Raw genomic sequence first — 26,589 nt, 5'->3', positions numbered from 1 at the left:
GGTGACCGAAGCCACCCCGTTCAAGGTCATTCCGCCGCGATCAGCTGCTGGCGCTCCTCGTCGTCTTCGGGCTGAGTCTCGTCGTCGCCCGTGAGGAAAGCGGGCAGTTCAACGCCGGCATCCTCTGTCGCCATATCTTGCCCCAGGTCCGGGTCGTCCAAACGCAGCGGCTCGGGCAGCCAGCCGGAGCCGTGGAGGAGCCGCTCGGCCTCGCGTGCCATGTCGCCCTTCTTCAGATGGTCGATGAGTTGGGCCGCGCCTTCGCCCACCCCTTCGCGCACGGCTTCCAGAATGCGGCTCTTGGTGACCCGACCGAGGTAGTTGGCCACCGTCGGCTTCCAGCCCGCTTCGACCAGATCGAGCCGGGTAGTGCGAGCCAACCGGTCAGCTTCACGCAGGCGGCGGTCGAGGCCGTGCTGGCTGATCCCCATGCCGCTGTAGGGGTTTGGACGCTCGTAGAGGGCATTCACCCCGAAGCTGAGGCAATGGGCCAGAAGCGCCTGACGGCTGGCCTCGTCCAGCGCGTGGATCCAGTCCCAGAGTACATCGTCCCCCTGCCCCAGCGGCATGTCCGCCTTCCAGGCAGAGTGCCGCGCGTCGATGTTCTGCGCCGGATAGCTGTCGGCCAGGTCGGCGGCCTGCACCGGCAGGTGGATGTCGCGCACATTGGCCTCTAGCGCCGCTCCAGAGGCACGGGAGACGAAGCAGTCCGTGACCAGCTTGTGCAGAAGCGCCGTCATCGCAATGCGCGGGTTGTTCGCCACCGCATCTCGCAGCGCCAGCGTGCGATGCGCTGTCAACTCGATGACCAGACGCTCGGGCAGCGGTTTGATCGCATCGCCTTCGTCCTCATCGTCCTCTTGTGGAGGCGTGTGGCCTGCCGTGCTGATCACCGGAGCGTGACGTTCACTGATACTGGGGTCCGTCGACCCGGTCTCATCCGGACCGCTATCACTCGCATCGCCCAGGGGTTCTGCGCGCGCTTCATCCTCGGGGCGGACAAAGCCGCGCTCGACCAGCAGGCTGCCGTCGCTGTCGATGCTGACGAAGGCCCCTGCCCTGCCGACCTCAACCGGATCGAAAGCCATCGGGCGGCTATCGAAGGCGCTGAGCTGGCGTTCGATTTCGCCGAGCCGTTGGTCGACCTCTTCGGGCAGATCCTCGGCCTCGGCATATTCCGCCTCCAGCCGATGGTATTCATCGCGCAGCGCTTCGCGGGTGACCCGCTCCGCGTCCGTCAGATCGACCGTGGTGCCCAGAAGCTCGCGCAGGCCCATGGTGTGGCCATAGGGAAAGCCCACGGCGACCTCGATCCATTTCCAGCCCTCGCCAACAATGACCGCGGCCTCCGCCTTCAGCTTCTCGCCCACCAACCGTTCGAGCACGACAGGGTCTTGCAGCCAGCCGCCGTCATCCTGCTGGAAGAGATCGCGCAGCACAAAGCCCCCAGCGGCCTCATAGGCCGCGAGCCCGAGGAAGCGGACACGCTTGTCGGAGGCCCGTACTGCGGTTTCCGTCAGCATGCGGCGGATTTGGTAGGGCTCTTTCGACCAGGAGTTCTTCACCGCCTCCCAGACTTGCGCCTGACGCGCGTGATCGCTGGAGACGGTGAAGGCCATCAACTGTTCCAGCGTCATCTCGTCGGCGGCATAGACCTCAAGCAGCACGGGCGCGACAGTGACGAGGCGCAGGCGCTGTTTGACCACCTTCGCATCGACGAAGAAGGCCGCAGCGATGGCCTCCTCGGTCATTCCCTTCTCGCGCATGGCCTGGAAGGCGCGGAACTGGTCCAGCGGATGCAGCGGCGCACGCTCGATATTCTCGGCGAGCGAGACTTCGTCGATCAGGACGCCATCATCGGCCGCGCTAACGATGCAGGGCACCGGAGCCGATTTGGCAAGGCGCTTTTGCTTCACCAAGAGTTCCAGCGCGCGGTAGCGGCGCCCGCCGGCGGGGACTTCGAACTTGCCGGTCTCCGCTCCGTCCTCGCCGATCACCGGGCGGACATGCAGGCTCTGGATCAATCCGCGGCGGGCGATGGACTCGGCCAGTTCATCGACCGAGAGCCCGGCCTTCACGCGCCGGACGTTGGACTGGCTGAGGACCAGGTTGTGGAAAGGGATATCCCGCGACGAGGCGAGGGTGATTTTCTGCATGTTGGTCATCGGACCGATCTCCAGACGGGCGCCGAGAGCCTCTCTCTCGGTCTCCAACCCGTCGACCCCCCCCCCTGCCCTTCTCTTCCTCTGACCGACTTGGCCGCCACGCCCGGGGCCGGTCATCAGAAATCCCCCCGACCGCGCAGGCTGACTTCTCGGCCGGCACCGACGATGATGTGGTCATGCAGGACGAGACCGAGGGCCTGACAGGCCTTCTGAACCTCCTTCGTCATGGCGATATCGGTGTCCGAAGGCTCAGGATCGCCCGACGGGTGATTGTGTACCAGAATCAGGGCGGACGCATTGAGGTCCAGGGCACGCCGGACGACTTCACGAGGATAAACCGGAACATGATCGACGGTGCCGGTACCAAGACGCTCGTCGGAGATGAGCCGGTTCTTGCGGTCCAAATACAGGACATGAAACCGCTCGACCTCGCCCATCACCGACAGGGCGCAATAATCCATGACCGCAGTCCAGGAAGTTAGGACAGGATTGCGGTTGATGTGGCGCGACAGGATCTCGCGCGCGGCAAAGATTGTGGCCTGTTCCGAAGCGGTCAGTTCAACGCGACCTGTGCGACGCGGCATGAAGGCGGTGCTGTGTTCAGAGAAACGTGTCATGGAATGCTCACGAGTTGATCTCGTGCAACTTCAGCCAGCCGCAGCGTGCTGCGGTGGCAAGAAGTGCCGGGAGGGGAAGGGCGGACGGGGGTTATGATGGACAGAGGGCCGTGCAGCCCCCTGCCCCGGCGCGAAGCTCAGCCGACGCGGTCGAGCAGCTTCTTGGCGCGGCCTTCCATGTCGAGGCGGGCATCCTGCTGGGTCTTGTCGCGCGCAAGCCGCGTGATTCCCTGAACGAAGTCGAAGATGCTCTCGGGCGGGCGGCCTTCCTCCATCAGCACCTTCTCGATGATCTTGCCTGACTCCGCCTTCGAGAAGCCGCGCTTTCGAAGGAAGTCATCACGATCCTCATCCGACCGCGCGACGATCTGCTGCCGCGCGGCCTTGATGCCGTTCACGAAACCCTGCGGCGAAGAATTGGCAAAGCGCGTCAGCGCTGGTGCTGCTTCCTGCGCAAAACGAGAGGCAGCATATTTCGAGTGGCGGATGGTGATTTCCTGGAAGTCCTCGACGCCCCATAGGTTGCGATTCTGGCAAACCGCGCGCAAGTAAAAGCTAGCGATTCCAAGAGTTTTTGCGCCGACCTCCGAATTCCAGCAGTAAAATCCCCTGAAATAGAGGTCTGGCGAGCCGTCGGCCAGACGCCCCGCTTCGATGGGGTTGTGATCATCGACCAGGAACAGAAACACATCGCGATCCGAAGCGTACAACGTGGTCGTGTCCCGGCTGATTTCGACATCGGGGTTGTAGACCCCGGTAGACCAGTCGAGCACGCCCGGCACCTTCCAGCGCGTGTCGCCGGTGCCATTGCCAGCGATCCGCTGCACCGCCTCGACTAGTTCGTGGTCATGGATGCGGCCATAGTCGGGACCGGTCACCGCACGCAGTTCGGTCCGGCCATCTTCTGTTTCGAAGGTTTTCACCTGCTCGGCACGGTGATTGCTGAGCCCATACTGCAGGTTGATCCCCGCCAGCGGCGCGGGCAATTGCCGCAGATAGGAGGCCGGGGCAGCAACGATGCTGGCGAGTTGGCCAAAGGCCCAGTGTGTCGGTGCCACCGGCTCCTTTGCCTTGGGGAGGACCAAGTGCAATCGCTCGGCACTGTCGCGCGCGGCTTCGACCCGGATATCCGCCGTCTCAACGACGCGGCACCGGCTCCGCTCGGATCGACCCTTCACCGAGGCCCAGAGATCGTCGAGCGAGAGATATCGCTCGTCATCGGGCCGGTTGAACCATTCGGACGACACCCGCCCGTTCCGCTCCCCTTGGGAGACATCCACTTTCCAGCCACCAGCCCGAACTGGCCGAACGGGGTCCAGAATTTCCATCGTGTTCATGACAATCACTCCGTGACGGCCGCCGGGAGCCACTCTCCCGGCCTTGGCCTGTCACTCGAAGCTCAGCCAAACTCGAACTCTCAATTCGGCCTCGAGACATTCTCGCGGATCAAACCAAGCAACATCCCCTTACGGACTTAACGCTTAAACTATTGTTACTAAATACTTTTGAAGAAAGTTGCCAGCTGGCAACCTTAGATTGGATTTGCCTCCGCGTACTTTCTGAAGAACGCAAGGAAGGCTCTGTCCGGGTCATCGGCCGGAGGCTTCCCTGCTGCCCATGACCGCCATTCACCCTCCACAAAGTAGATGTCATATCCAGCATGTCGCAGCCGCGCGGTCTCATATGTCTCAGTTCGTAGCGGCGTTCCGCGGGACAGTAGCCACGCAGGCCGCGGCTTAAGTCCTGGAGCCTTTAGCCTTGCTTCGCCTAAAACCTCTTTGGATTCAGGCGGCAAGATCTGGTCTTCGGTTCCGGCTGCCTTCACACGCCGGCCGACCTTCGAGAATTGCAGTGCCCTACCCGCTGCGCCTGTTGCATCCTCATCCTTGCGCCACCACTTTAGCTCAACATGTGTGACGCTACGGCCAGACTTAATTGGCTCAACGGCTACCATGAAATCGGAGAGATCGTTTACCTCGGCTACGGCAGGGTCTAGGGCGCGGAGCTTGAGATTAGACCACGAAGTGAGTTTGCCCTTCGGAACGCCCAAAATACCCCGCAAAGCCTCCAACGAGAAGCGTTCGGAAGAGCGCCAGCGGAGATTTCCCCGCTTCTGCACCATCTCGTAAAGCGTCAAAGCATACTTCGACGAAAGGGCGAACATCACCTCTCGTTGCAGTCGTGCAAAGACTGTAGAGTTGCCGATGATTTTTCGAAGACGCGCAGGAATTTCATACTCGATCAACCCGTCGGAGCGTAGGGCTTCGATGTTGCCCCCCAGCAGCTGGACACGTTCAATAGCCGGTCCACCGTCCCAGTTCACCGAAACCTTCACCACAGCAGACATCAGGCGCTCGAGGCTCTCACCCACACGATCGTTTGAATTGTGCTTGCCACGGAGTGCTGCTTTCGAGATGACATGGCTCACGGGCTTGTCGATTGCATCCCAAGCGTTTTCGAGGAGCTGATTGTAGATCCGTCGGTCGTTAAGACTGAGGGGTGTGACCTCAATCAGGTCAACCAGCTCCCCTGGCTTTATCAGGCTATCGGCGCTTGGCCGAGCGTCAAGGGTGCGATAAGGTTTGTCAGCCATGGAACCCGTACTTCAGTTGCCTTACTTTTGTATCGCCAAGCGCGTAAGCGATCAAGGTCCTTGGTTCGGCTACACCCCTCCGGCGACGCAAGTCACCCAATTTGTAAGAGTTACGTGCGGAGATGATTCGTGGCTGATTCGCAGGCGGCTGATAACTAAGGAAAAATTGCCGTCGTCCCGCCAGGCACACCAGCTCACCCAAAATGTAAGGCTAGCCCACGCGCCAAAATGTAAGACTTGCCGCCCCGATTCGTAAGTCCTCACATCCCGTAAGGTAAGCGCTGCCGCCCAAAACGTAAGCCTTCAGATCCTTTTTATATTTTTATCAATAGCTTAGTCATCGCGAACACTAGAACCCAAGAGAATCTGAACTAAGAGGTTTTTCTTGTGGATATTTTTTTCAAGGCGAGCTAGCTCGACCGCAGCTCCCGGCTTCCAATGACATACATATTGGGATAGCTCAGAGCCTAAACCTGACCCCAACTTCCGGTTCTGACGCTTCGTGTGCCAAATGAGCGATAGTTGACGGGCTACAGGCGCATTTCCGAATTTTGCAGTCCTACCCCACGATTTCCGAACTTTACGCCGCTGCGAACTTCCCGCATGGTTCCCCATAGAAACCACAGAGAGCAGCTGATGGACGATACCGTACTTCCCCCGGTCACGCTGAACGAACTTACCCAACTGACGCGCCGTGCGGCCACTGTGATCGAAAGGCTGCGAGAGCGTGTCTTCGCCCCGAATGCGGAGAAGCGCCTGGAAATTCGCTTCAATGTTCGCACGGCTGCGGACATGGTTGGACGAACAGAGAAAGCGATCCGGGATGCTGAGGCGGATGGACGGTTACCAGAGCCGGACAAGGATGACGGCACAGGTCGGCGCACTGGATACACACTCGCCCAGGTCAACAAGATGCGCGAGGTGTTCGGCACGCTACCTCATCGCGCCCCAGACGATCCGGCACTTGTCCTTGCTGTCCAGAATTTCAAAGGGGGAGTCGGCAAGTCCACGATTGTCAGTCACCTGGCGCAATACTTTGCGCTTAAGGGCTATCGTGTCTGCGTGATCGATTGTGACAGTCAGGCGTCGTCTACTGCGATCTTCGGGATGAACCCCGACGTTGATGTCGATGAGGAAGAGGACACGCTTTACCCTTTCTTGCGCCATGGTGGGCCCAAGTCGCTCCACTACGCTCTCCGCGCAACTTATTGGCCAGGGATCGCTCTGATTCCGGCAAACCTTGGACTCTATGACGCAGAGTACGAGTTTGCCGCACGGATGGCGCGAGAGCCCACTTTCATCCTTGACCGGCTTCGGGACGGCATAGCCAGCATCTCGGATCAGTTTGACGTTGTGCTCCTGGACCCACCGCCGGCGCTCGGAATGATCTCCCTTTCCGTCCTGCGTGCAGCGAACGCACTTCTCATTCCAGCACCGCCAAGCAACATCGATTTTGCTTCCACAGCCCACTTCCTCAAGATGATGGAGGCAACACTCTCGGAACTGGCGAAGTTCGGCGGGGAGCGTTCGTACAGCTTTGTAAAGATTCTTGCTTCGAAAATGAACGACCAGAAGTCAGCACATGTCGCCATCAAGCGCATGATGGACGCAGTCTTTCCCCAGGATATGCTCCAGTCAGTCCTGAAAGACAGCGCCGAGATCGATAACGCGACGGCAAACCTATCGACCGTCTATGAGTTGACCGGTCCAAGTACGCGAACGGAAACTCACAAGCGCTGCCGAGCTTATCTTGATGCGGTCGGCCGGGAGGTCGAGACACTGGCCCGAAAGACCTGGCCAAGCCACCACCGCGCACTTCGGAAGGAGGGAGTCCTATGAGCAAACGTCACGATGCGATCTTTGAAGACGTCCTCAAAGACCTAAACAAGGATGCCGCCCCGGGCGAAGATGATCGTGGTGGCACCAGATTCCTTCGTCGGTCAAATGCGCTGGCCGAAGTTGGCGAGCGAGAGGAAAAGGTACTTCGCTGGGTTGACCCGGCGTTGTGTGTGATGTGGGAGCGGCACAATCGCGCATACGAGCTTTTGAATGAAGACAATTGCCGTGATCTGATCGACTCGATCCGATCTCAAGGGCAGCAGGAATTCCCGGCCATCGTCAGAAAGTTGGGAAGAGGACAGGCCGCTGAATACGAAGTGATCTGCGGAGCAAGACGCCATTTCGCGGTGTCCTGGCTTCGTGCAAACAACTATCCGCAGTTCCGGTACCTCGTGGAAGTGCGCGAACTTTCGGATGAGGAAGCGTTTCGACTTGCCGATGTTGAGAATCGGGATCGGGAAGACATCTCGGACTTCGAGCGCGCGAAGGACTACGCGGGTGCGCTTGAACAATACTATGGTGGTCGCCAGAAAGCGATGGCCGAGCGACTTGAGGTCTCCGAGGGCTGGTTGTCTCGGTATCTTACTTTGGCAAGGCTGCCTGACATCATCGTGTCGGCTTACGCGTCCATTCGTGACATCAAGGAGCTCCATGCCCGGACTCTAAAGCCGCTTTTGGCCGATCCAAAGTCGGGACCCGCAGTCTTGGAGGCCGCGCAAGATGTTGCCGCTAGGCAGGCTGCGGCTCGGGAAGGGAAGGGGACTCCCATTGAGGCTTCAAAGGTGCTGTCTATCCTCAAGAGTGCGGCATCGAGTCCAAAGCGCACGCGGCCGCCAGAGCAAGTATTTCGCGGCGCTGAAGGCGGTACTGGTGTGACGCTGCGGAAGCGCGGCTCGAAGGTCATACTAGAGTTCAGTGAAAAGCTTTCTGATGAAGAGCTCCGGGTCGCATTTGATGCATTTCTTGCTGGCCGCCCCAAAGGAAAAAGGTGAGTTGCCAACTGGCAAGATGCCAAAGAGTAAAATAAAAACAATCTCTTAGGCAGTATATTGCTCTAACAGCCCCAGCCTCTCAGCCCGCTCCAGCAGCATCTTCACCGAGGAGGGTTGCCAGCTTGTCCGCCCACGGGGCGTGCGCTCGCGCATCGCCTCCAGCCGGTTGCAGATCGCCTGAAGTGTGATCTCGGGGTCCGCGCCCTTGATGGCGGCGACGATGGCGGGCAGGCGGTCGTCGGTCTCGCGGCGGCCGGCGCGGACGAGCACAGTCTCGGGCAGAAAGCCATCGCTGACATAGGCATTCACGGCGCGCAAAAGGCGGCTTTGCGTCCACTGGCGCTCGCGGGGCAGGGGACCGTTGACGATGCGCAGCACGTCCTCCCAGGCCATGTCGGGCCGCAGGCGGCGGACATGGGGCACCCAATCCTGAGCCGTCTCGTTCAGGCGTTCCATGTAGCCGTCCTGTCGCGCCAGCCGCACCTTTCGCAGCGCCGCCGGATCACGGGCGCGGAGGCCCGGATTGCCGCCGACCCGGCCCTTGGTTCGTGCGCTGGCCAGGCCGGCCTTGGTGCGTTCGCGGATCAGGGCGCGCTCGAACTCGGCCGCGGCGCCCAGGACCTGCAGGGTGAACTTGCCCTGAGGCGAGGATGTGTCGATGGGATCGGTCAGCGAGCGGAAGAAGGCGCTCTTGGCCTCCAGCCGTTCGATCACCTCGAGGAGGTGCGAGAGCGACCGCGCCAGACGGTCGATGCGCACCACCACAAGCGTGTCGCCCTTGCCGATCCGCTCCAGCACCCGCGCCAGCACCGGCCGGGCACGATTTCCGCCCGAAGCCTGTTCCTCATGGATCTCGGCGCAGCCTGCGGATTTCAGGGCCTGCGACTGGGGCAGGGGGGTCTGATCCTCTGTCGAGATGCGCGCATAGCCGATCAGGGGCATCAAAACAGGCCGTTTGCAGTTTCCGATACCATCACTAAACGACCGTTTCCTTGCAAAGTCAGTCACCTAGAAGGTCAGTCGCCGGGTTCTCGCTGATCTCGACATCGGCATAGTATTTCTGGGCCTGCACGGCAGAGCGGTGCAGCGACAGCTTCATCGCGGCGGCCAGTGGGGCGCCGTCGAGTGCAGCTTGGGTCAGAAAGCCTGCCCTCAGTCCGTGCGGGGTCGCAAAGTCTACCGGCATCCCGGCGAGCTCCAACCGGTGTCGCAGGATCGTCCGTAGCGCGTCCGAGGCAAGGCGGCGGGGGAGGGGGCGGTCGGAAAGGGAGACGGGACGGAACAGCGGGCCACTGGTCAGCTTTGTCACGTCCAGCCAATGCACCAGAGCACGGGCTGCTCGTCCCTTCATCGGCAGGCGCGGAGCCTGATCCTTTTTTGTGGTCTTGGTCTCCAGCAGGCGCAGCCAGACAAGACCTTTGGCGGCGAAATCTTCAAGTCCGACATCTTCGACGTTCAGAGCTGTCACCTCCGACCGCCGCCGCCCGCCGCTGGCAAAGGCCAACATCAGCATGGACCGGTCCCGGATACCGCGATGGCTGTCGTCGCATGTGTCCAACAGCGCTTCCAGAATGTCGCGGGTCACTGGCTTGGGCGACTTTGGCACCCGCGGCCGTGCATTGGCGCGCCGCGACTTCTGACGAGCCTGCTGCACGAGAGGCGACGAGAAAGGCGAGGGCAGATTGCGCATCCGATGAAACGCCTGCCAGCTCGCGATCCGGCGGTCCAGCGTAGCAGGGGAAGGGCAGGAAAGCGCTCGGCGCAATCCGATAGCGATCAACTCCATCGCCACATCTTGAGCAGGTCCGGGCTTTTCCGTCAGGTCCTGTGCGTGATCGAGGATGAAGCGCAGCGCGACCTTCTCCTCCTCGGGCCAGTCCAGCGGCCTGCCGAAGGATGCCATCTTCCAGGCTGCGATATAGGCCAGATCCCGTTGTCGCGTTTGGTTCCCGATTTCAATTGAAGCGATTAGCTGAAACCTGAGCGGTCTGGTTGGAGCTTGGCATTTCAGCAAAGGCTCGACGGAAGGGCAGGGGGCTTACAGGCCTGCGGCCTTGGTCAGGTTCACCCGGAACCTGTCGCGGCGTCGCTGGTATCGGCGGGTCATCTCTGCGCTGGCATGACCAAGCTGCTTTTGAACGTAGCGCTCATCAACTTCCGCGCTGCTGGCAAGGCCTGCGCGCAGGGAATGGCCCGAGAACAGCCGCACGCGCTCGGCTTCAGGCAGATCAGGGCGTAGCCCGGCCTCGCGGGCGCAGGACTTGATCAGCCGGGCGACGTGCTTGTCCGACAACCGCTCGCTCGTAGCTTTCAGGCCGTTGCGTGACGTGGCGACGAAGATCGGGCCGAAGTCGATCCTTGCGTAATGCAGCCACTGCGTCAGGGCATGGACCGGGCAGGTCTGATCTGATGAGCCGCGGGCGATTTCGACCTCGCGCCAACCGGTCTTGCCGCGCAGGGTGAGGAGCACGCCGTCCTCCAAGATCTCGACCCAGCCGCCGGAGTCAGGCGTGTCATCCTTGCCGTGGTCGAGGCTGACAATTTCGGACCGACGCAGGCCACCAGAAAAGCCGATCAGCAGGATCGCCCGGTCGCGCAGGCCGCGCAAATCGTGGGGGAGGGTTGCCAGCATGTCGCGCAGGTCTTCCGGCAGAATGGCCTCTTTCTGTGCTGGTGGCCGTGCGTGCTTGCGGCGGATGCCAGCCAGGACGCTGGCAATGTGCCGATCTTTGCGGTCGAGCCGCTCTCCGCGCTGCGCATAACCCCAGGTCAGGCCAGACAGCCGCCGTTCTATAGAGGAGGCCGAGAGGGCAGGTGCTTTGCCGCTCGGCGCTGCCAGATCGGCGATGTAGAGGCCGATCAGCTGGGACGACGAGGGGAGAGGGTCCGCGCCACGCATCCGGCACCAGCGCGCGAAGTGGGCCCAATCCTTGGTGTAGGCCTTCAGCGTGTTCTCCGACGCCGCCTGACGCGCATAGTCACGCGCCGTTTCGACCAGGCGGTCGAGCGTGCCCGAGCCAGCGACATGGGAGGGCAGGGCGATCGTGTCGCGCTCCGTATCAGCGCTGTCGTCCCGCTCATGGCGATCGGGACGTTCCGGGGGTTCTGAAGGCGATTTCTCGGGCGTTTCGGTCATACCGTCGAGCATACTCCCGGCACGTCCGATAATGCAAGATTATTGGACATTGCAACGATGACAACGATGCGGCGGTTGCAGGCATAATTTCTGGTATTAAGCGCCGCGTTGAAATAGGCTCTCGCCATGAGAAAACCGCGCATCCAGACCACTGTGGCCCTGCCGATGCTCCCTCCCCTCCCGGGCTGGATCATGTCCGGGCCGGCGGAAACCTTCGAGGCTGCGGCGTTCCGGTCCGGGGCAGCACTGGCGCATCTGACCTTTGCTACAACCGCCGCAGACCTGCCCCAGGCCTTGTGGCGTGACCGCCTGGCGCTGGTGGCAGCGGAGTTTTGCGCAGGAATTGCCGGTCGGCGCGAAGGGGCCGGAGCGTTGCGTGACTCCTTGCACCTGACAAAAGCAGGCGATGATCCCGGCCCGGCGGGACGAGTTTTTCGACAATGGTCGAGGGCGGTTGCGCGGCCGATTTCAGTCTCGAATCTGAGCCGCGCGCTGGAGGGGGTTGCGCCAGAGCAGATTGCCCTTTGTCTGGATGCCACCGGACCAACCCCGGTTGACCGCGCGGCGCAGGTCATCGAGGCCGTGTTGGAAGGTAATCCGCGGGGCGAGACCGTGGCCTTGATCCTTGCCGATGCGGTTCTGGTGAAATCCCTGGGGCAGGATCTTGTGCTGCCGCTATTGTCGCTGGCCTTGAAGGCCCGTGATCTGCAGCTGCGCGGGGCTGACTTGCGGCTGGCCTGTCACAGGGCGGTTGGTGTCGGGGTGCGACAGGCCCTGCCGTTGGCGGCGGAACTTTCCCGGGCGGCGGTCCGATTGCGCGCGGTGGCCCCCAAGCTGCGCGCCAAGGGGGCCACGCGCGCCGTCGATCTGTTTCTGTCGCGCGATGCGCTGGCACCCTCGGCCCTTGACTTCATGTCGGACCGGGCCGCGCGGCGGCTGTGCGACCGGCTGGTCAGCCAGGGGGCCATCCGTGAGCTGACTGGGCGGGACACGTTTCGCCTTTACGGGGTCTGACCATGGCGCGGCGCGAGGAGGCGGGGCTTGACCGGGACCTGGCTGACCTGCCAGCCGATCTGCGGTGGCGGGAATGGATGTGCCGGATCGAGGCGGTGATGTTTGCCAGCGCCTCGCCGGTCGCGCGCGAGGATCTGGCGCGCGTGGTGGGCACAGGGGTCTCGGTCGACCTGCTGATTGACGATCTGGCAGTGGATATGGTGGGCCGCCCCTATGAGGTGGCGCAGGTGGGCGCGGGATGGATGCTGCGGACCAAGCCCGCCTATGCCCCGGCGATCCGCGCGGCGGCGGATGTGGGGGAGCAGGCCCTGAATCTGTCAGAATACGATCTGGCCGTGCTGGCGGCGATCGCATTCCACCAGCCGGTAAGCCGCGACGGGCTGAAGGACATCTTCGGCAAAGAGATCAGCCGTGATCTGATCGGCAGGTTGGCCGAGCGCGACCTGATCGGCACCGGCCCGCGCGAACCCCGGCGCGGCGCGCCCTACACTTTTGTCACCACCGAGACCTTCCTTGCCACCTTCGGGATGGCGTCCTTGCGCGACCTGCCCGATCCCGAGCAACTCGTAGATGCCGGCCTCGCGGGCCCGTCGGAGGCTTACGACATTTAAGGAGCGGGTTGAGCTTCGGCTGCAGATCGGCGGGCTTCATGTAGCTGGGTCGCTGCCCGCAGCAGGGCGGCCAGATCAGTCGCTCTGGGGGAGGAGGCCCGCCGCAGCCCTGCAGTTTCCGCAAGCTGATCCGTGAGCTCCTTGACCAATCCGTTGTGGTTTCCAGCGGCATTGGCAAGCCGGACCCAAAGGTTCAGCGGGCCACCACCTTTGTGGCCAACTATTCCGCTCTGCCCTTCCGACAGCCGCCGGAAGAAATCGTGGCGAAGCCGATGCGACAGTTGCGGTATCGTTGATGTCGTCGTACCGACGGGCACCGGGCATATTGCAATCCTCTCTGGCAGGGTTTTCCGTTTCCCCCGGCCCACGCCAAGTGCGAGCCCAGCTGTGTCAAGACGAAGCAGATCGTCGATCAGCCGCTCGAGACGCCGGGCGCCTGGGTTTGCCGGGTCCGTCGGTTTGGCGAGAGGAGCGTCGCAGAAGGCGCAGTATTGCTGTGAAACAAGGCGATCCTGTCTGAACGGAGCAAGGCCCTGACCGCAAGACGGGCAGCGGTCGCGCAATCGGCAGCCATGGCGAAAGCAGGACACGCGGGTTGCCAGAGTCCAACTCTGCCGGAAATAGGGCACCTCGTCTTCCCGCAGGCAGGTGGGACAGAACTGCAGCCAACAGGACTGCGCAGTCGAAGTCCCTGCATGTTGCGGCCGGCTCCGCAGCCGCAAGCGCACGCTCGAGAAGGGACTGTGGGCCAGACAAAGTCCGTCGATATCGTCGGGGCAGATCGACGTATGGTCGAGCAGGATGCGGCGAACGGCCTCCGGCAGATGCCGGTCGAGTTGGGCCGACCATGTCTCGACAGCAGCTCCGAGCACCGCTCCGAAATAGCGCGGCGGCACACCGTTGGCATGCGCAACCCGATGCAGCCAGCTTGACAAAAGCTCACCGGGAGCGGGCCTGACCTCCACCGGCCAGCGACGTCCCGCCACCACACTATAGCGGCGGGCCGGGGAGACGGTGATCCTCGGCACAGTGCTGGTCATGTCATTGAATGGCGCAAGGCTGAGTTCCGCCGCCGTGACAGCGGCACATATCCGAGCGCCATGACGGTGCTGGACGTGATCCTTTCCTCACCGCTCTCAACAGCTGCCACAGCCGCCCGGGTGACGATGTCGACCACCTCGCCAATCAGCCCTTCCGACAGATCATGGATCATTTTGGCCAGGGGAGGTCGTGAGAGGTTTGAGGCATCCGCAAGTGGCATGCTGGCCTCAAGACTGTCGAGAAGTGTGGCGAAGTCTTCGTCGAAACCCCACCGTGGCACCGCGACCGTATCGAACCGCGAGCCCATTTCTTCGGTGTCGTGCAGCGCATCGTAGACGGCGATTTCGCCGACAAGCACGGGCGAGATGTCATGCACGCGTGCGATCCGCCGCAGAAATGAGAAGATTGCCTTCACATCCTGTCGGCGTCCGCGCAGCGCACTGTGGAATTCGTCGAAGATGAGCAGGCGCGGCTTCAGGCTGTCGAGAAGATGATCGACCTGTTCGCTGGCGCGGGACAGGCTGCGCCAGCCGACAGCCTGCGGGGCGCGCAGCCCGGACAGGATGCTGGCGTAGAAATGCGACAGGCCAGCCCCCTCCCGAGTCTGGATCATCCAGACCCTTTGCCGGTCGGCACGGCGCAGATGTTCGACGGCGAAGCGTTCGGCGATCATGGTCTTGCCGTTGTGATAGGGGCCGGCGAGCAGCAATCCGCGAGGGCGGAGTGATGGCGGGCGTTCCAGCAGCTGCCGCATCGCATCATGTGCCCTAGAGGCACCGGGATGGCCGATCCAGCGTGGCGCCCGAATATGCGCCATGCGGGCGGCAGCATCCGCATCCAGCAACGCTGAGGTTGATGGCAGGAGATGGTCGGCCACGTCACCAGGTCTCGATAGGAAAGACGCGACGGGGTCGGTCAGGCGCCGGTCCAGGATTCGTCGCCTCTGAAACGGCTCCTGCAGCTTGATATGGTTTTGTCGCGCCTGCGGCGTGTCGGGCTCGGGTCATCTCTCTCAGTTGAGCCTTTGCGGATTTGGCCCCCGCGACCGTTGCAGCGATTTCTCGGCGCAGGAGCGTCTTGTCCTGCACGGGGCGTTGCTGGTTCTGGCGCTGGCGCGCTCGGTCGGCTTCATGGTGCCAGAGGGTGACCGACATAGTGACCCCGTCCCGTCGCCTTACCGGGCGCCAGACACGCGTGTCGGGATCGGCGATGTAGATCTGGCTGATGTCCCGGGGGTCATAGCACAGATCCAGAGCTGCAAGGCGGTCACGCCGGGCTACGAGCGGCCCAAGCCAGTGTTCAAAGTAGTCGATGGCGAACAGGCTGACGCCTTGGGGAGAGATGCGGCGCGTCTTGCGAGGCAGGAAGTTGAGCAGGACATCGGTGGGATCGTCGATCTGTCGGTCAATCGGTGGAAGCCGCCGTTCCCATTCGAGGCGAGGCACGGTCAGCTTGCGTGCGTTCTGTGTCTGGTTGTGATCGATGATTGCCAGGGCAATGCAGCGCTCAAGGGCCGCGAAGGTCAGGCTTGCCCGCTTGTCGGACGAATAATCTCCGCGGTCCGCGATGGACCGCCCGGTCTTGCCGGGAAGAGAGCGAAGCACCGTGTTCACCTTGCCCAGAAGCCGCTCGACAATGCCACCCCGATGTACCGTCCCCTTGTTCCGGGTGCGGACGGCGATGCCGAAGTCGGCACATCCCGTCGTGAAGGTACTGCTCTGGAATTCCTTGGCTGAGTCGACAACGATCTGCTTCGGGCGGCCATACATTGTCCATGGGTGCGCAATCCCGCGTTCGGCCAGCCAGTCATCCTTTCGGCACATCGCGTGCGCAAGGCAAAGTGCGACTGATAGTCGGGAAGGGCGCTCGAGGGTGAGGCAAAAGCCGATGATTGCACTGGTCGCGACATCGGCGGCGATGGTCAGATAGGGTCTGCCCACGAAAACGCCGTGGTCGTCGATCACCTCGACGAACTGGATATCGGCCGGCGTGTGATCGATCTGGACGACGTCAAGGGCATGGGTCGCGCGGATGTACCCCGGACGCGGCTTCAGGCGGTGCAAGTGTTTGCCACCGGAAAGCCGTCGCCGCGCAATCTCTTCGGGGGAGAACACGCGCGGGATCCTTTTGGCCACGGTGACATAGGCCGGGGGCTTTAAACCTTCACTGGCACAGCGCGCGCGGATTTCGTCGACGATCGGCGCGAGATCGGGTTGTTCCGGCCGGAGCCACATCTCCCGCAGTGTTGCAACAATGATGGTTTCGACCTCGGAGGCGATCCGCGTGCGCCGCGATCCGTTCGTCCTGGGCAATAGCGATGAGACACGACGATCCCCGCGATACCGGGCAAGATGATTGTAGACCTGACGGGTGGAAAGGCGCAGCTCTGTTGCCGCACGTGTGACGGCCTCCCGCATCGGCACGACCCCATCGAGGGCCTGATCCAGTTCTCGCGCGATCCGGACGGCCTTGTTCCAAGCCTCATCGGACGCCGCCTGGCTGTTGCTGTTCAGCGGTCGATCGTCGAAGGAAGCTGTCATCCCTCTGTGCCCTCGCCTCGCTATTGAAATCAGTGATGAAATTGAAATCGCAAAGCACAAGTTGGCCCCTGTTTTCCCCCTACCATGCGGAAATAATGTGAAAAGGACGCAGTGAAATCGTGAAGCAAATGCGACAGTGGTTCCTGCCCGGCCCGATGGAAGAGGAACCGGACTATCTGCTTGCCGGCCCATTGGCTGAGCCCAGTGAAACCTCAGTCGTTGCCGCATGGGCCCGGGCCGAAGCGGGTTGTGCGGCCCGCCTCGCACGCGTGGCCGGAAGATTGGGCGCGCTTGACGACCGTCTGCGACGCGGCCCATCGGGTTGGCGGCACAGATTGGCCCTGATCGAGGCTGCAGAGCTGAGCTGGTTCGTTGGCGATCGAGTCAGCCCTGACCGCCTTGCACTCTGGATCGCGCTTCGTCTGTCTGGCCCTCAGGAAGACTCTGGGGCGCTGTCACGCGTTGGATGGGCTGTTCGACGTCTTACTGGGGGGCCTGGCCCTGAAGCTGGGCTAGCCGATTTTCTCGACCGGCGGGACCCTGAGAACATAGCGGATGACGCCGAGCGGTTCACCGATCGCGCCGATGGCTGGCTCGCCGTGACGGGAGTCGCTCGACATCTGCACCCTATCACCCGGGCTTGTCTGGGCTTCCACCTTTGGAGCCTGGCAGGTCTCGGTCAGCATGGTGACCGGATGGAAGCCGCGGTCACGGCAGGCCGGATTGCTGCAGCCGAAGGGAAGGGTGCGATTTTCGCACCAGTAGCAATGGGTGGGGCAGGGGGGATTCGTGCCGGCGGACCTCCGGCAGAGCGGTTGACCCGATGGCTGGACGGGATGAACAACGCATGCCTCGCAGCGATGCGGCACCTCGACGATCTCGAAATATGGTCTACCCAAGCGGAGACTGTCATGTCGGTGTTGTCTGGCCGTACGCCTCCGGCTTTGCGCGCTGTATTGACCGAATGGCCCTTGGTCTCCGCACCGATGGCCGAGACTTTGATCGGCGCCAGCCGCGCGGCTGTTCAGCGAAACCTGGCTTGGATGGAGGCGAGTGGGCTGATCCACGAGGTGACTGGCCAAGGGCGTTTCAGGATGTGGCGTGCAGCAATTTAGCGTCCAGATGTGACCACAGCTTTTTCTGAGGCTCGGCTTCGGAGGGCCGAAAATGGTGGGCGCTTTTGTGAGGTGAGATCAAGCATCACCGAGTGGCAAGGTCACAACTGCTTCGAGTCCACCTGCCGCCACATTGCGGAGCAAGACTGTCCCGCCGTGCGCCTGAATGATGGTGCGGGCGATTGCCAGGCCGAGGCCGACGCCGCCGGTATCTCGGCTGCGAGACCCTTCCAAGCGTACGAACGGCTCAAAGACCGCTTCAAGTTGGTCTTCGGGCAATCCCTGGCCCTTGTCCGCGATGGTGATGACGGCCAATCCAGGTGTTCGGTCCAACTTTACCATCGCCACCCCGCCATAGCGGACAGCATTATCGATCAGGTTCCTTAGCGCGCGGTTCAAGGCGTGCGGGCGGACGGTGATGGGCAGAGGCGACGACGGGGCAAGATTGGCCTGATCTCGCCCTACATCGTTGACCAGATCAGTCAGCAGGACGGCAAGATCGACTTCAGCGGCGGGTTCTGCCCGTGCAACCCCGCGTGCGAATTCCAAGGTCGCCTCGACCATTGCCTGCATTTCCTCGACCAGTGCCTTCAGGCGTACACTATCCTCGGTTTCGTCCAGCATTTCGATCCTGAGCCGCATCGCGGTCAGGGGCGAGCGCAAGTCATGACTCAAGGCGGCGAGCATGTGCGTGCGCTCGTTCACGAAGCGGGTGAGTCGGGCTTTCATCCGGTTGAAGGCCTGCGTGGTCTCGCGCACCTCGGATGGCCCCGTCATCGGCAACGGATCGGCATCAAGCCCACGGCCCAAGCGGTCGGCGCCAACTGCAAGAGCGCGCATCGGGCCGACGACGCGCCGCGCGGTCCACCAGGCCACCAAAGCTACCGCCACCGCCATCAACACTACTGGCAGAAGGGCCTGTGGAGTCAGTTGCAGGGCAGGGCGGTAAAACATCGTGCGCACGTTCAGCCAATCGCCCGCCGCAAGTCGAATCGACAGCGTCAGTTCAATGGGGTCGGTCCGCCCTGCCATCATCGCCTCATGCATTGGGCGCATGTTGGCTGGCACTCCGTCTGGCAATGGCATGGACGCGAGGGGAAGCGCATGGACATCGGCGCGAACCTCCCGTTCCGGCTCTCCGAGAATCTGGCGGATCTGCCGCAGAACCATGTCCGCCTCTGCGCTGTCGTGGGACGCTGCAGGCTCGGGCCCGACTTCAAACCGGACAAGCGGAGAATCCGCCGCGCGGAGTATCGACGAGCGCAGATCAGTGGGGGCGCCATCCAGAAGCAAGACAACATTTGCAGCGCGCCCTGCCGCCTCCAGCCCGAGGGCTGCACGGACCGCCCGGTTCCGCTCGTCTGTCAGCAACAACAGGCCAAGCCCTTGTGTGATGGCCAGCGCCAAAAGCAACATGATCAGCAACTGCCCGCCAAGAGATTGCGGGAACAGCTTGCGAAGCTTCGGGAAGCGCGCACTCATGGCATTGCACTGACGTCTGCGGCAAGGCTGTAGCCACCACCCCAGACGGTTGCGATCAGCGCAGGCTTGGCCGGATCGGCCTCGATCTTGCGGCGCAAGCGGCTGATCTGGTTGTCGATGGTGCGATCGAACACCTGTGCGGCGCGACCCGATGTGAGATCGAGCAGTTGTTCGCGACTGAGCACGAAGCGCGGCCGCTCCAGAAACACCGTCAGCAGACGGAATTCCGCGGTTGTCAGCGCGACCTCGACGCCATCGCCGTCAGTCAGGGTCCGGCGGTCGGTATCAAGCACCCATCGGTCGAAGGCCAATCTATGCCCGGCAAGGCTGCCACCAACGACTTCTGCCCGGTCGGATCGGCGCAGGATCGCCTTGATCCGGGCTAGCAACTCACGCGGATTGAAGGGTTTGGGCAGATAGTCGTCCGCCCCGACCTCCAACCCCACGATACGGTCAGTTTCGTCACCCAGGGCTGACAGCATCAGGATCGGAATGTTGCTTTGCGCGTGAAGGCGCCGGCAGACCGACAGGCCATCTTCGCCCGGCATCATCACATCTAGCACGATCAGATCGAACTGACCCACCTTTATCGCGGCATCCATCGCGACCGCATCGGCGGCAGATGACGCGCGCATGCCGTTCTTTTCCAGATATTTCACCAGCGCATCGCGGATCTCGCGGTGGTCATCGACGATCAGGATATGCGGCGGCTGGGTCATCTTCTTGTCTCCTGCTGTCGACCCTATCTGAACCCCTTGGTTCTGCGGACAGAAGATTGTCGCAAACTTCTCTCAGCACCCTTGCTTGCGACATATTGATACAAAACAGGCGTCCCCCTGACAAACCTGTGGGACACCTGCCCCCCAGATTGGACACATCGCAAACTGATCCAGGAGAGACAGAATGAAACGTTCGACAAAATTCGCCCTCGCAACCGTTGCCGCCCTTGGAGTGGCAGCTGTCGCCGTTCCGGTCGTTGCCCAGCAAGGCCAGATGCAGCACGGTGGCATGATGGGGGGCGGCATGGGCATGACGGGCCAGCATGGCGGCATGATGGGTGGGGCCATGGGCATGATGGGCGGCGGCCAAAGCTTTGCCATCACCACGTTCGATGCCGACAAGGATGGCACGCTAAGCCCCGAGGAAATGACGGCCGGCATGCAGGCTGAACTCAAGACCTACGATACCGACGCCAATGGCACCCTGTCGCTGGATGAATTTGCGGTGATGCACGCGGCTCACACCCGACCAATGACCGTGCGTGCCTTCCAGATGCACGACGCCGATGGAGATGCGCAGGTGACAGAGGCTGAAATGGCCGCCATGGCAGAAATGATGCAAAGCCACATGGTCGGGCAGCAGGGCAACATGCCGGGCATGGGTCACGGGATGATGGGCAACAACTGACGCGCCTTTCTTCTCCCGCTAACGAGGCGAAGCAGCATTAGCGGGAGAAATCCCAACACAGATCAGGAGGCCATAAAGATGAAAGGCTATGGTATGGGATTTGGCATGGGCTTCGGCTGGCTCTGGATGATGGTCACCCTTGTGCTGGTCGGCCTCGCGATTGCGGCGCTGGTCAAATATTTGCGCAAATAGTCGAAAGGAAACACGATGAACTATACGATCAACCGCCTGATCACCGGCGCGGATTTTGACGCGGTCGATGCCCGAACCCGTGCCGCGCTTGCGGAGAACGGCTTTGGCGTGCTGACAGAGATCGACGTCAAGGCAACGATGAAGAAGAAGCTGGACGTGGATATGCCAGCCTACCGGATTCTAGGGGCCTGCAATCCGAAGATGGCACTGGAAGCCATAGGGATGGAACCGCGCGTCGGTGCGATGTTGCCCTGCAACGTTATACTTCGCGAGATCGAAGGCGGAGTCGAGGTAAGTGCGATTGATCCGGTGGCGTCGATGCAAGCCATCGATAATCCGGCGCTTAACAAGGTGGCCGGGCGGGTGCGTGATATGCTGACTGGCACAGTTGCAGCGATCTGAGCCGCGCCGCATGACAGACACCCCTCGTGATCTTGTCAAAGCCTGAGCTCGGGCATCTATGCTTGAAGCCCTGATGCTGACTTGTTCACCATTTCCGTCGGTTTCGGGATATTGCTGCCGCAGCTGCCCGACCTGATCGAATGCCTGCTGTGCGTGGCCGGCAAGGCGGAGCAGGTGTCGCGCGCTACCGGGCTGTTGACGGCGCTTCATATCTTCGCCTTGTTTCTTTGTGCACCGTTCTGGGTGCGGCTGTCGGATCAGTAGGTGCGGCGGCTGTCCTGCTGATCGGGCTTGTGGGCTTTGCTGCGGCTACAGTGGCCTTCGCAGTGTTCGAAATGTTGAACGCAGTCCATGTGGAACGGGTGTTGAGCGGGCTCTTCGCAGCCGCGGTCACCCCGGTTGCCCTTGCGGCGGTCTCGGACCTGCTGGCGACCAAGGTGGAACTGGGTCGTCGGTTGACGTTTGTCTCGCTGGCGGGAATTTCCGAGTTTCTGTTGGGGCTGACGCTGGGCGTTGCGCTGACACGTGGATTGGGAGGGTTTGGAGGTGCGACGGGTGCCTTGGCGCTGATTGCGGCTCTGGTTGTAACGCTGCCTGTGCGTGTCGCGTAGCTATTAGTTTCGAGATACGAAATTCAACAAAATCAACAGTCGGTCGTGGGACCGTTCAACGACCTGAGGTCATGCGGCACGCTGAAAGAGCGGTAGCGGCACAAATGGCGAAATGATGGTCTGCCTTCGTTGAAGGGGTGGCTGGCAAGCGAGATGTTCCGAAAGATCGTCGTTGGCAAGGGCGACGCGAACTTGAAGGAGCAGGTTTGCCCCGCGTTCAATCCAGCGCATCTGCTGCTTCTTGACCATCCGCCTTGCAACAGGATTGTTGACACTCGCTTCAGCAGCTGTGGAGGCTATCCGCTTCCCTTCGAGATATCTTGCACCGAAGTTGGCGATCGAACCCCCGTTTTGCTCGATCTCCGCGCGCAAGTTGAACAGACAGCCACGTAGCGCGATGATCGCGGAGCTGCCCTGTTCATCTGCCTTTAGGTCGTGAAACAGTCGACCGATCAGGTCAATTGCCTTGTCTGTTTGACCATTCCAAAGACGCCACCTCACCGCTGCTAGGTCTTCGAGAAGCTCCTCCCGCTCGTTTGGCGGCAGTCGTCGCGCCAACCATTCGGCAGTCTGTTCAATGGGGACCTCTGAGTAGACTACCCGCCAGACAGGCTTGTCTGGCGGGCAGGGTAGCTCACGGTTGCCTTGCAGCATTCCAGACGAGGGCGGCAACTACGAAGAAGAGCGCAGCACCTAAACCCCATACTCGCGCATAGCCGATCATGTCGCCCCAAGGAGCAATGGCATAGCCAATGGCGAGCAGCGTCCAGACGGACGCCACACCGAGAAGCAGCAAGATGTCTTCAGTCATTTTGGATCTCCCATGAAGTGTGTGTCAGTGGCCCGCAGTGCCGGTGGCAATCAGAGGAACCGCTTGCAGAAGTTCAAAGCCGATTGCGCCAAAACCATACATGGCAGCTGCGATCACCAGGATCGAGAGCGGCCCCGTCCAAGCGGCAGTGCTTCCACTTGGCAAATCAGACCACTGAAAGCCGGCAAGCTCCTGGTTTTCATTCACACCACGCCGACCAACGAACGATGCTAGCAACGTGGCTGCATAGGCAAGAAGCGCCAGCGCCATTACACCGCCGCCGGCACCAACGAGGGCCATGAGCGTGGACCAGAAGGCCGGGGCTTCTCCACCGTAGCTGACGTCCATCACCCGTCGCGGCACGCCCATGAATCCTGCAATCACGCCCGCGCCACCGAACACCAGTAGTCCTGCGGATGCTACCCATGGCAGGATGCGTAACAAACTGGGCATCCGCAGGCTGCGTCCGGTGAGCCCAGGCAACAGCACCGACAGCCCTGCCAGAAGCGAAAGGCTGACCGTTCCGACCGTGAAAAAATGGAAGTATCCCGGAACGAAAAACGTGTCCGACAGAAGCGGTGCCAGCTTTTCCTGGATCAAGACGAAAGCCAAAGAAATCCCCAGCATCATGTTGATCACGGCCACGGACGCCGCCGTAGTCGCAGGATGCTCCCAAGGCAGCTTGCGAATCCACCCGAAAAGCCCGGTTGCGCCAGCCGCTCGTGCGTGCACTTCCAGTGAAGCGATGATTACCAGAAAGGCCGTGAGCGTCGGCACCGAGACAAAGAGCGACAGTACCGAGCCGGCGACCTTGACATATTCAGGCAGGCCGGGGTCAAGGAACATATGATATAGCGAAGTCGGCGGGACGAATACCAAGTAAAGACTGAAGACAATCTTCGAGAACCTGGCCCCGAACACCGACTTGGTTCCGGTAAGGGCCTGCATCAGGATGTACCACACCAGGACCGTTGCCATCAGCGGCAGGTAGTGCAGGTTGTGGAACAGGATGTGCCAACCGGTCTCCTGCCCGACCGGGAAATCGGCCAGTCCGAGGGACCACAAGAGGGACGGCAGAAACGCATGGATCGCCGCAAAGCCGGTGACTATCAGAAATCCCGACCAGGCCAGCAGGGCGAAGCCGAGCGCATCCAGCACTTTGCGACGATCTCTTCCGAGTGAGGACAGGAGCGTTGCGATGGCCGATGCCGGAACCAGCATCAGGCCGAGTCCCAGCAGGACATAGCCCGCGCTGAACACAAGAACGGTCAGCGGCTCGTCGGCGAGAAGTTCGGCATTTCCGTCATAGAGCGGGGGCGAGCCCATCACCGTCGCAACAAGGCCGAGGGCAAAGCCCAGCATCATGGCGCCGATACCCAGGCTGGCCAGAGAGCGGCGGAGAAGGCCGGTCGGGCCGCCGCCATTCCCACGTTCGACTGCCGAAAAGCCCAGAACGAGCGCGGCCTGTGCGAAATAGAGCCAATAGAAGAATGCGCTGACGCCATGCACCGAAAGGTAGCGGTAGCCGGATTCTGGCAAGACGTTAAGGAAGCCGGCTCGGACAAGGGCCGTCAGCAAGCCACCGGTCAGTCCGATGATCAGCGCCAGAAGTGAGGCAATCGCCAGCGCGATAACCAGGCGACGGTCCTGCGGCGGAAGCGTGCGCAGGCGGGAAATGATTGTGTCAGACATCGAAATTCCCTCCTTACGCTACCGTTATGCGGGCTTGCATGCCGTCATGGCCGGGCCCGCAATAGGACGTGCAATAAACAAGAAAGCTTCCCGGCCGGGTGAATGTCACGTTCAGCTCAGTCTCGGTCCCTGCCGCAAGGCGGATCATCCTTGCGCCTTCGCCGAACTGGATTGACGCACCATGCGCCACATCTGCAGCCAGCATCCTGAAGCGGTAGGGCTGGCCGAGGTCAAACCTCAGGGCCGGCGGATCGAAGTAATAGCGCTCCGCGAGCATAAGCACCTCGACGGTGCCGAGCATATCGGAAATGTCCTCCGCTCCATGATCCGCAAGGCCACCGGACGACATCACCATTCCTGCCATGTCCATGTGAGACGGGTCGCCCGCTTCGGCACTTGGCCTGGGATAGACAGTCCCATCCGGCTCACTGAACCTTTCGACAAATGCGGCGACTTCTTTACGGAAAGCATCGATGTCTGTTCCGGATCCCATGCCCGCATGTTCTGGCATGGCCATTTCGGCTTCGGGTCCAGCGAGTTCCGGGTATTGATCTGCGGCCAAGACGGAAAAGGGGTTGGGCGCCGCCCCGTATGCTGCCCACAGGCCGTAAAGGCTGACGCCTCCGAAGCCCAGTGTCGCAATGAAACCCCGTCGGGTGGTGATATGTCTTTCGACTGGCATGGTCATGTCCTTAAGATGGCCAACCACAAAAGAGCGCGGCAAGCGTCACTTCGGATCGGCTGAAAAGGGGCACCTGCAAGCACACGGCAATGGCGCGCAGCAAAGCTGCCCAGCTGGTACCGTGAAGTCAGGTGACTGCGACGGTCGGATCAGATCGAAATTGGGGGGCGGTGCCCGGGTGAAACGGGCAAGCCTGCGCAAGTATCTCCGTCGCCAGGCTCAAGCACATCTGTTCCAACCGAGAGCACAGCCGCATCCGAAGGGATGTCTCGAAGACCAATCGGAAAACAAGCTCCAGAAGAACAGAGAGACTGAAGCGGACCCTGACCACCGTCACCAAGGCCTGGAGACTCCAAAAGGGTAGCGTGATCTGCACTGGCGTGTAGCGACACCGTGCTGCTGCACCCGGACGAATGGTCGCCCGCCGCAGTCAAAGAAAACTGTCCGAAAAGACTCAGAAAGACGACTGCAATCCAGCAAATCAACCGCAGACTATATTGGCGCTGTCCGCGGCCTCCGCTCACTCCTTTGGCATGATTGGTGCGCCGCATTACGCATCCCTAGCGTCCGAACTATTGGAGGTTCTACGCTGGGAGCCACCAACCGCCTTGATGCAAGTCAATCGACGCAGAGTTCACCTGACACAAGTCTGTGATCGCGCGTCTCGACTGCACTCAACGGGTGTCAACAGCTTCCGCGACCGCAGTAGGTTGCTCCCGCCCGTCTTCCGGCATCAATCGGAAGAGAAGGGAAGCGAGAGCAAGCCAGCCGATCAGGCTTAGACCGAGTGCCCGCGCACTGTAGAGCGCGGCCAGATCCGGAGGAATGACCGGGACGGACGCAGGTGGCTGCGGTGCCCCGAGAAGGTGGGGGGCGACCATCAGGGCAAGCCCTGCGAGACGCCCGGGCCAGGACTTGACCCCACTTGCGAGGAAAAGCCCTGCCACCGTCGCCGCCGCCGTCATGACCCACCAGATTTGCCTGTCCGACAGATCAGCGGCCTGCATGCCTGGCAACTCCGGTGGCAGTCCCAAGCTGGGTGACAGGGCGAAAGCAGCGAAGCCGGAAAGAGCGAGCGCGGGCACAGAAATGCTGGTTGGACCCCACAGGGCACGGTGTGTTGCAAGAGCAGCTCCCGCAACAAGGGCAAAGCCTGACCAGGTCAAAACCAAAGTCAGGACTGTCAAGCCGCTTCGCACGACGACAGAAAACTCATCATCCGCCTCGTGGGCATCGTGCGCAGGCAGGACAGGATCGCCATTCGACGCCGAGCGGTCATCTTGCGCCACCCCCATCAGGACAAGTTCGCCGGTCTCGTATCGCTCGGCTTCGACGATTAGTGGCTGGATCAGAAAAAACTGCAAAAAGGCAACCGCTAGGCCCGTAACGGCACCAGCAATCACCCCGCCGGACAGCAGGGACTTCGTCATGTCAGCTAACCCGATCTGTCAGTGGCAGGGAAAGCCGGTGGCGTGGCGGGTATCATGTGTTGCGGCATGCAGCGCATCTGAAGAGGCGAAACCTGCCGCAAAGATGAGAAACGCTCCAAGGACAGCACTGGTCAGGATGGGCCGAACCAGACCTGCGTGCTGTAGGGACGAGGTGGAAAGAGTGGTGGCAGACATGATGTTTCTCCGCCCGTCACAC

27 protein-coding genes are annotated in these 26,589 nt (G+C 61.6%); 9 read left to right on the top strand and 18 right to left on the bottom strand.

The window, feature by feature from the left end:
- Positions 1-26: 26 nt before the first annotated feature.
- From GV832_RS14990 to GV832_RS14975, 4 genes are all read right to left on the bottom strand, one after another.
- Positions 27-2,165, bottom strand: a complete 2,139-nt coding sequence (locus GV832_RS14990; protein WP_168775699.1) for a ParB/RepB/Spo0J family partition protein — start codon at positions 2,163-2,165, stop codon at positions 27-29.
- Between the two features lie 116 nt (positions 2,166-2,281).
- Positions 2,282-2,749: a JAB domain-containing protein gene (locus GV832_RS14985; RefSeq protein WP_354001968.1), complete on the bottom strand. Its 468-nt coding sequence runs from the start codon at positions 2,747-2,749 to the stop codon at positions 2,282-2,284.
- Positions 2,750-2,919: 170 nt separating this feature from the next.
- The gene (locus GV832_RS14980) at positions 2,920-4,119 is read right to left on the bottom strand and encodes a DUF932 domain-containing protein (RefSeq protein ID WP_168775697.1); all 1,200 of its coding nucleotides are present in this window, start codon (positions 4,117-4,119) and stop codon (positions 2,920-2,922) included.
- 194 nt (positions 4,120-4,313) lie between these two features.
- The gene (locus GV832_RS14975; RefSeq protein WP_168775696.1) at positions 4,314-5,375 is read right to left on the bottom strand and encodes a replication initiation protein; all 1,062 of its coding nucleotides are present in this window, start codon (positions 5,373-5,375) and stop codon (positions 4,314-4,316) included.
- Positions 5,376-6,011: 636 nt separating this feature from the next.
- Between GV832_RS14975 and GV832_RS14970 the strand changes: the two genes are divergently transcribed.
- Positions 6,012-7,214, top strand: a complete 1,203-nt coding sequence (locus GV832_RS14970) for an AAA family ATPase (protein WP_168775695.1) — start codon at positions 6,012-6,014, stop codon at positions 7,212-7,214.
- Positions 7,211-8,206: a ParB/RepB/Spo0J family partition protein gene (locus tag GV832_RS14965; protein ID WP_168775694.1), complete on the top strand. Its 996-nt coding sequence runs from the start codon at positions 7,211-7,213 to the stop codon at positions 8,204-8,206. Before GV832_RS14970 ends, GV832_RS14965 begins: the two co-directional genes overlap by 4 nt.
- Positions 8,207-8,251: 45 nt before the next feature.
- Here the strand turns inward: GV832_RS14965 and GV832_RS14960 are convergent, their stop codons facing one another.
- The 3 genes from GV832_RS14960 to GV832_RS14950 all read right to left on the bottom strand — a co-directional run bounded on the left by GV832_RS14960 (position 8,252) and on the right by GV832_RS14950 (position 11,342).
- On the bottom strand, positions 8,252-9,148 hold the full coding sequence (locus tag GV832_RS14960; protein WP_168775693.1) for a recombinase family protein: 897 nt from the start codon (positions 9,146-9,148) through the stop codon (positions 8,252-8,254).
- Between the two features lie 58 nt (positions 9,149-9,206).
- Positions 9,207-10,109 (bottom strand): tyrosine-type recombinase/integrase, encoded by a 903-nt coding sequence (locus GV832_RS14955; protein WP_168775692.1) that lies wholly within the window; start codon positions 10,107-10,109, stop codon positions 9,207-9,209.
- A gap of 135 nt (positions 10,110-10,244) precedes the next feature.
- A complete protein-coding gene (locus tag GV832_RS14950) occupies positions 10,245-11,342 on the bottom strand; it encodes a tyrosine-type recombinase/integrase (RefSeq protein ID WP_435531767.1) in 1,098 nt (365 codons plus the stop codon).
- 126 nt (positions 11,343-11,468) lie between these two features.
- Here GV832_RS14950 and GV832_RS14945 point away from each other — a divergent pair, with 126 nt between their 5' ends.
- Together GV832_RS14945 and scpB are read left to right on the top strand one after the other, a co-directional pair.
- Positions 11,469-12,356 (top strand): DUF1403 family protein, encoded by an 888-nt coding sequence (locus GV832_RS14945; protein ID WP_168775690.1) that lies wholly within the window; start codon positions 11,469-11,471, stop codon positions 12,354-12,356.
- Positions 12,357-12,358: 2 nt separating this feature from the next.
- A complete protein-coding gene (gene scpB, locus GV832_RS14940; protein ID WP_168775689.1) occupies positions 12,359-12,967 on the top strand; it encodes an SMC-Scp complex subunit ScpB in 609 nt (202 codons plus the stop codon).
- Here scpB and GV832_RS14935 read toward each other — a convergent pair.
- Genes GV832_RS14935 through GV832_RS14925 form a run of 3 tightly spaced genes read right to left on the bottom strand, consistent with a single transcriptional unit; the run spans position 12,964 to position 16,548 of the window.
- Positions 12,964-14,007 carry a TniQ family protein gene (locus GV832_RS14935; RefSeq protein WP_168775688.1) on the bottom strand — a complete coding sequence of 348 codons (1,044 nt, stop codon included), beginning with the start codon at positions 14,005-14,007 and terminating at the stop codon, positions 12,964-12,966. The genes scpB and GV832_RS14935 overlap by 4 nt on opposite strands.
- The gene (locus tag GV832_RS14930; protein ID WP_305545309.1) at positions 14,004-14,885 is read right to left on the bottom strand and encodes a TniB family NTP-binding protein; all 882 of its coding nucleotides are present in this window, start codon (positions 14,883-14,885) and stop codon (positions 14,004-14,006) included. Before GV832_RS14930 ends, GV832_RS14935 begins: the two co-directional genes overlap by 4 nt.
- A gap of 1 nt (position 14,886) precedes the next feature.
- Positions 14,887-16,548 carry a TnsB C-terminal domain-containing protein gene (locus GV832_RS14925; RefSeq protein WP_168775687.1) on the bottom strand — a complete coding sequence of 554 codons (1,662 nt, stop codon included), beginning with the start codon at positions 16,546-16,548 and terminating at the stop codon, positions 14,887-14,889.
- 128 nt (positions 16,549-16,676) lie between these two features.
- Between GV832_RS14925 and GV832_RS14920 the strand changes: the two genes are divergently transcribed.
- Positions 16,677-17,663: a hypothetical protein gene (locus GV832_RS14920; protein WP_227754452.1), complete on the top strand. Its 987-nt coding sequence runs from the start codon at positions 16,677-16,679 to the stop codon at positions 17,661-17,663.
- Positions 17,664-17,741: 78 nt separating this feature from the next.
- On the opposite strand, the gene GV832_RS14915 is transcribed toward GV832_RS14920, so the two are convergent.
- Positions 17,742-19,145, bottom strand: a complete 1,404-nt coding sequence (locus GV832_RS14915) for an ATP-binding protein (protein ID WP_168775686.1) — start codon at positions 19,143-19,145, stop codon at positions 17,742-17,744.
- Positions 19,142-19,864, bottom strand: coding sequence for a response regulator (locus GV832_RS14910; RefSeq protein ID WP_168775685.1), 723 nt, complete (start codon positions 19,862-19,864; stop codon positions 19,142-19,144). Before GV832_RS14910 ends, GV832_RS14915 begins: the two co-directional genes overlap by 4 nt.
- A 184-nt stretch (positions 19,865-20,048) precedes the next feature.
- Between GV832_RS14910 and GV832_RS14905 the strand changes: the two genes are divergently transcribed.
- The 4 genes from GV832_RS14905 (at position 20,049) to GV832_RS14890 (ending at position 21,757) form a co-directional block, all read left to right on the top strand.
- Positions 20,049-20,552 (top strand): EF-hand domain-containing protein, encoded by a 504-nt coding sequence (locus GV832_RS14905; protein WP_227754447.1) that lies wholly within the window; start codon positions 20,049-20,051, stop codon positions 20,550-20,552.
- Positions 20,553-20,759: 207 nt separating this feature from the next.
- Entirely contained in the window at positions 20,760-21,146 is a 387-nt protein-coding gene (locus GV832_RS14900) for a DUF302 domain-containing protein (protein ID WP_112312830.1), read from the top strand.
- Positions 21,147-21,227: 81 nt separating this feature from the next.
- A complete protein-coding gene (locus GV832_RS14895; RefSeq protein ID WP_168775684.1) occupies positions 21,228-21,410 on the top strand; it encodes a TCR/Tet family MFS transporter in 183 nt (60 codons plus the stop codon).
- 71 nt (positions 21,411-21,481) lie between these two features.
- Positions 21,482-21,757 (top strand): hypothetical protein, encoded by a 276-nt coding sequence (locus GV832_RS14890; protein ID WP_168775683.1) that lies wholly within the window; start codon positions 21,482-21,484, stop codon positions 21,755-21,757.
- 69 nt (positions 21,758-21,826) lie between these two features.
- Here GV832_RS14890 and GV832_RS14885 read toward each other — a convergent pair whose 3' ends face one another.
- The 6 genes from GV832_RS14885 to GV832_RS14860 form a co-directional block, all read right to left on the bottom strand.
- A complete protein-coding gene (locus GV832_RS14885) occupies positions 21,827-22,411 on the bottom strand; it encodes a hypothetical protein (protein ID WP_168775682.1) in 585 nt (194 codons plus the stop codon).
- Entirely contained in the window at positions 22,392-22,568 is a 177-nt protein-coding gene (locus GV832_RS14880) for a hypothetical protein (protein WP_168775681.1), read from the bottom strand. Before GV832_RS14880 ends, GV832_RS14885 begins: the two co-directional genes overlap by 20 nt.
- A 24-nt stretch (positions 22,569-22,592) precedes the next feature.
- Complete coding sequence (locus tag GV832_RS14875; protein ID WP_168775680.1) at positions 22,593-24,260, bottom strand: cbb3-type cytochrome c oxidase subunit I; 1,668 nt, start codon at positions 24,258-24,260, stop codon at positions 22,593-22,595.
- A 13-nt stretch (positions 24,261-24,273) separates the two neighbouring features.
- Positions 24,274-24,948, bottom strand: a complete 675-nt coding sequence (locus tag GV832_RS14870) for a cupredoxin domain-containing protein (protein ID WP_168775679.1) — start codon at positions 24,946-24,948, stop codon at positions 24,274-24,276.
- Between the two features lie 668 nt (positions 24,949-25,616).
- Positions 25,617-26,372: a CbtA family protein gene (locus GV832_RS14865; RefSeq protein ID WP_168775678.1), complete on the bottom strand. Its 756-nt coding sequence runs from the start codon at positions 26,370-26,372 to the stop codon at positions 25,617-25,619.
- Positions 26,373-26,390: 18 nt separating this feature from the next.
- Positions 26,391-26,567 carry a CbtB domain-containing protein gene (locus GV832_RS14860; protein WP_168775677.1) on the bottom strand — a complete coding sequence of 59 codons (177 nt, stop codon included), beginning with the start codon at positions 26,565-26,567 and terminating at the stop codon, positions 26,391-26,393.
- Between the last annotated feature and the right edge of the window lie 22 nt (positions 26,568-26,589).

This window comes from Stagnihabitans tardus, assembly GCF_009925085.1.
GTDB lineage: Bacteria > Pseudomonadota > Alphaproteobacteria > Rhodobacterales > Rhodobacteraceae > Stagnihabitans > Stagnihabitans tardus.
This window is presented reverse-complemented; position numbering and strand designations above follow the sequence as displayed.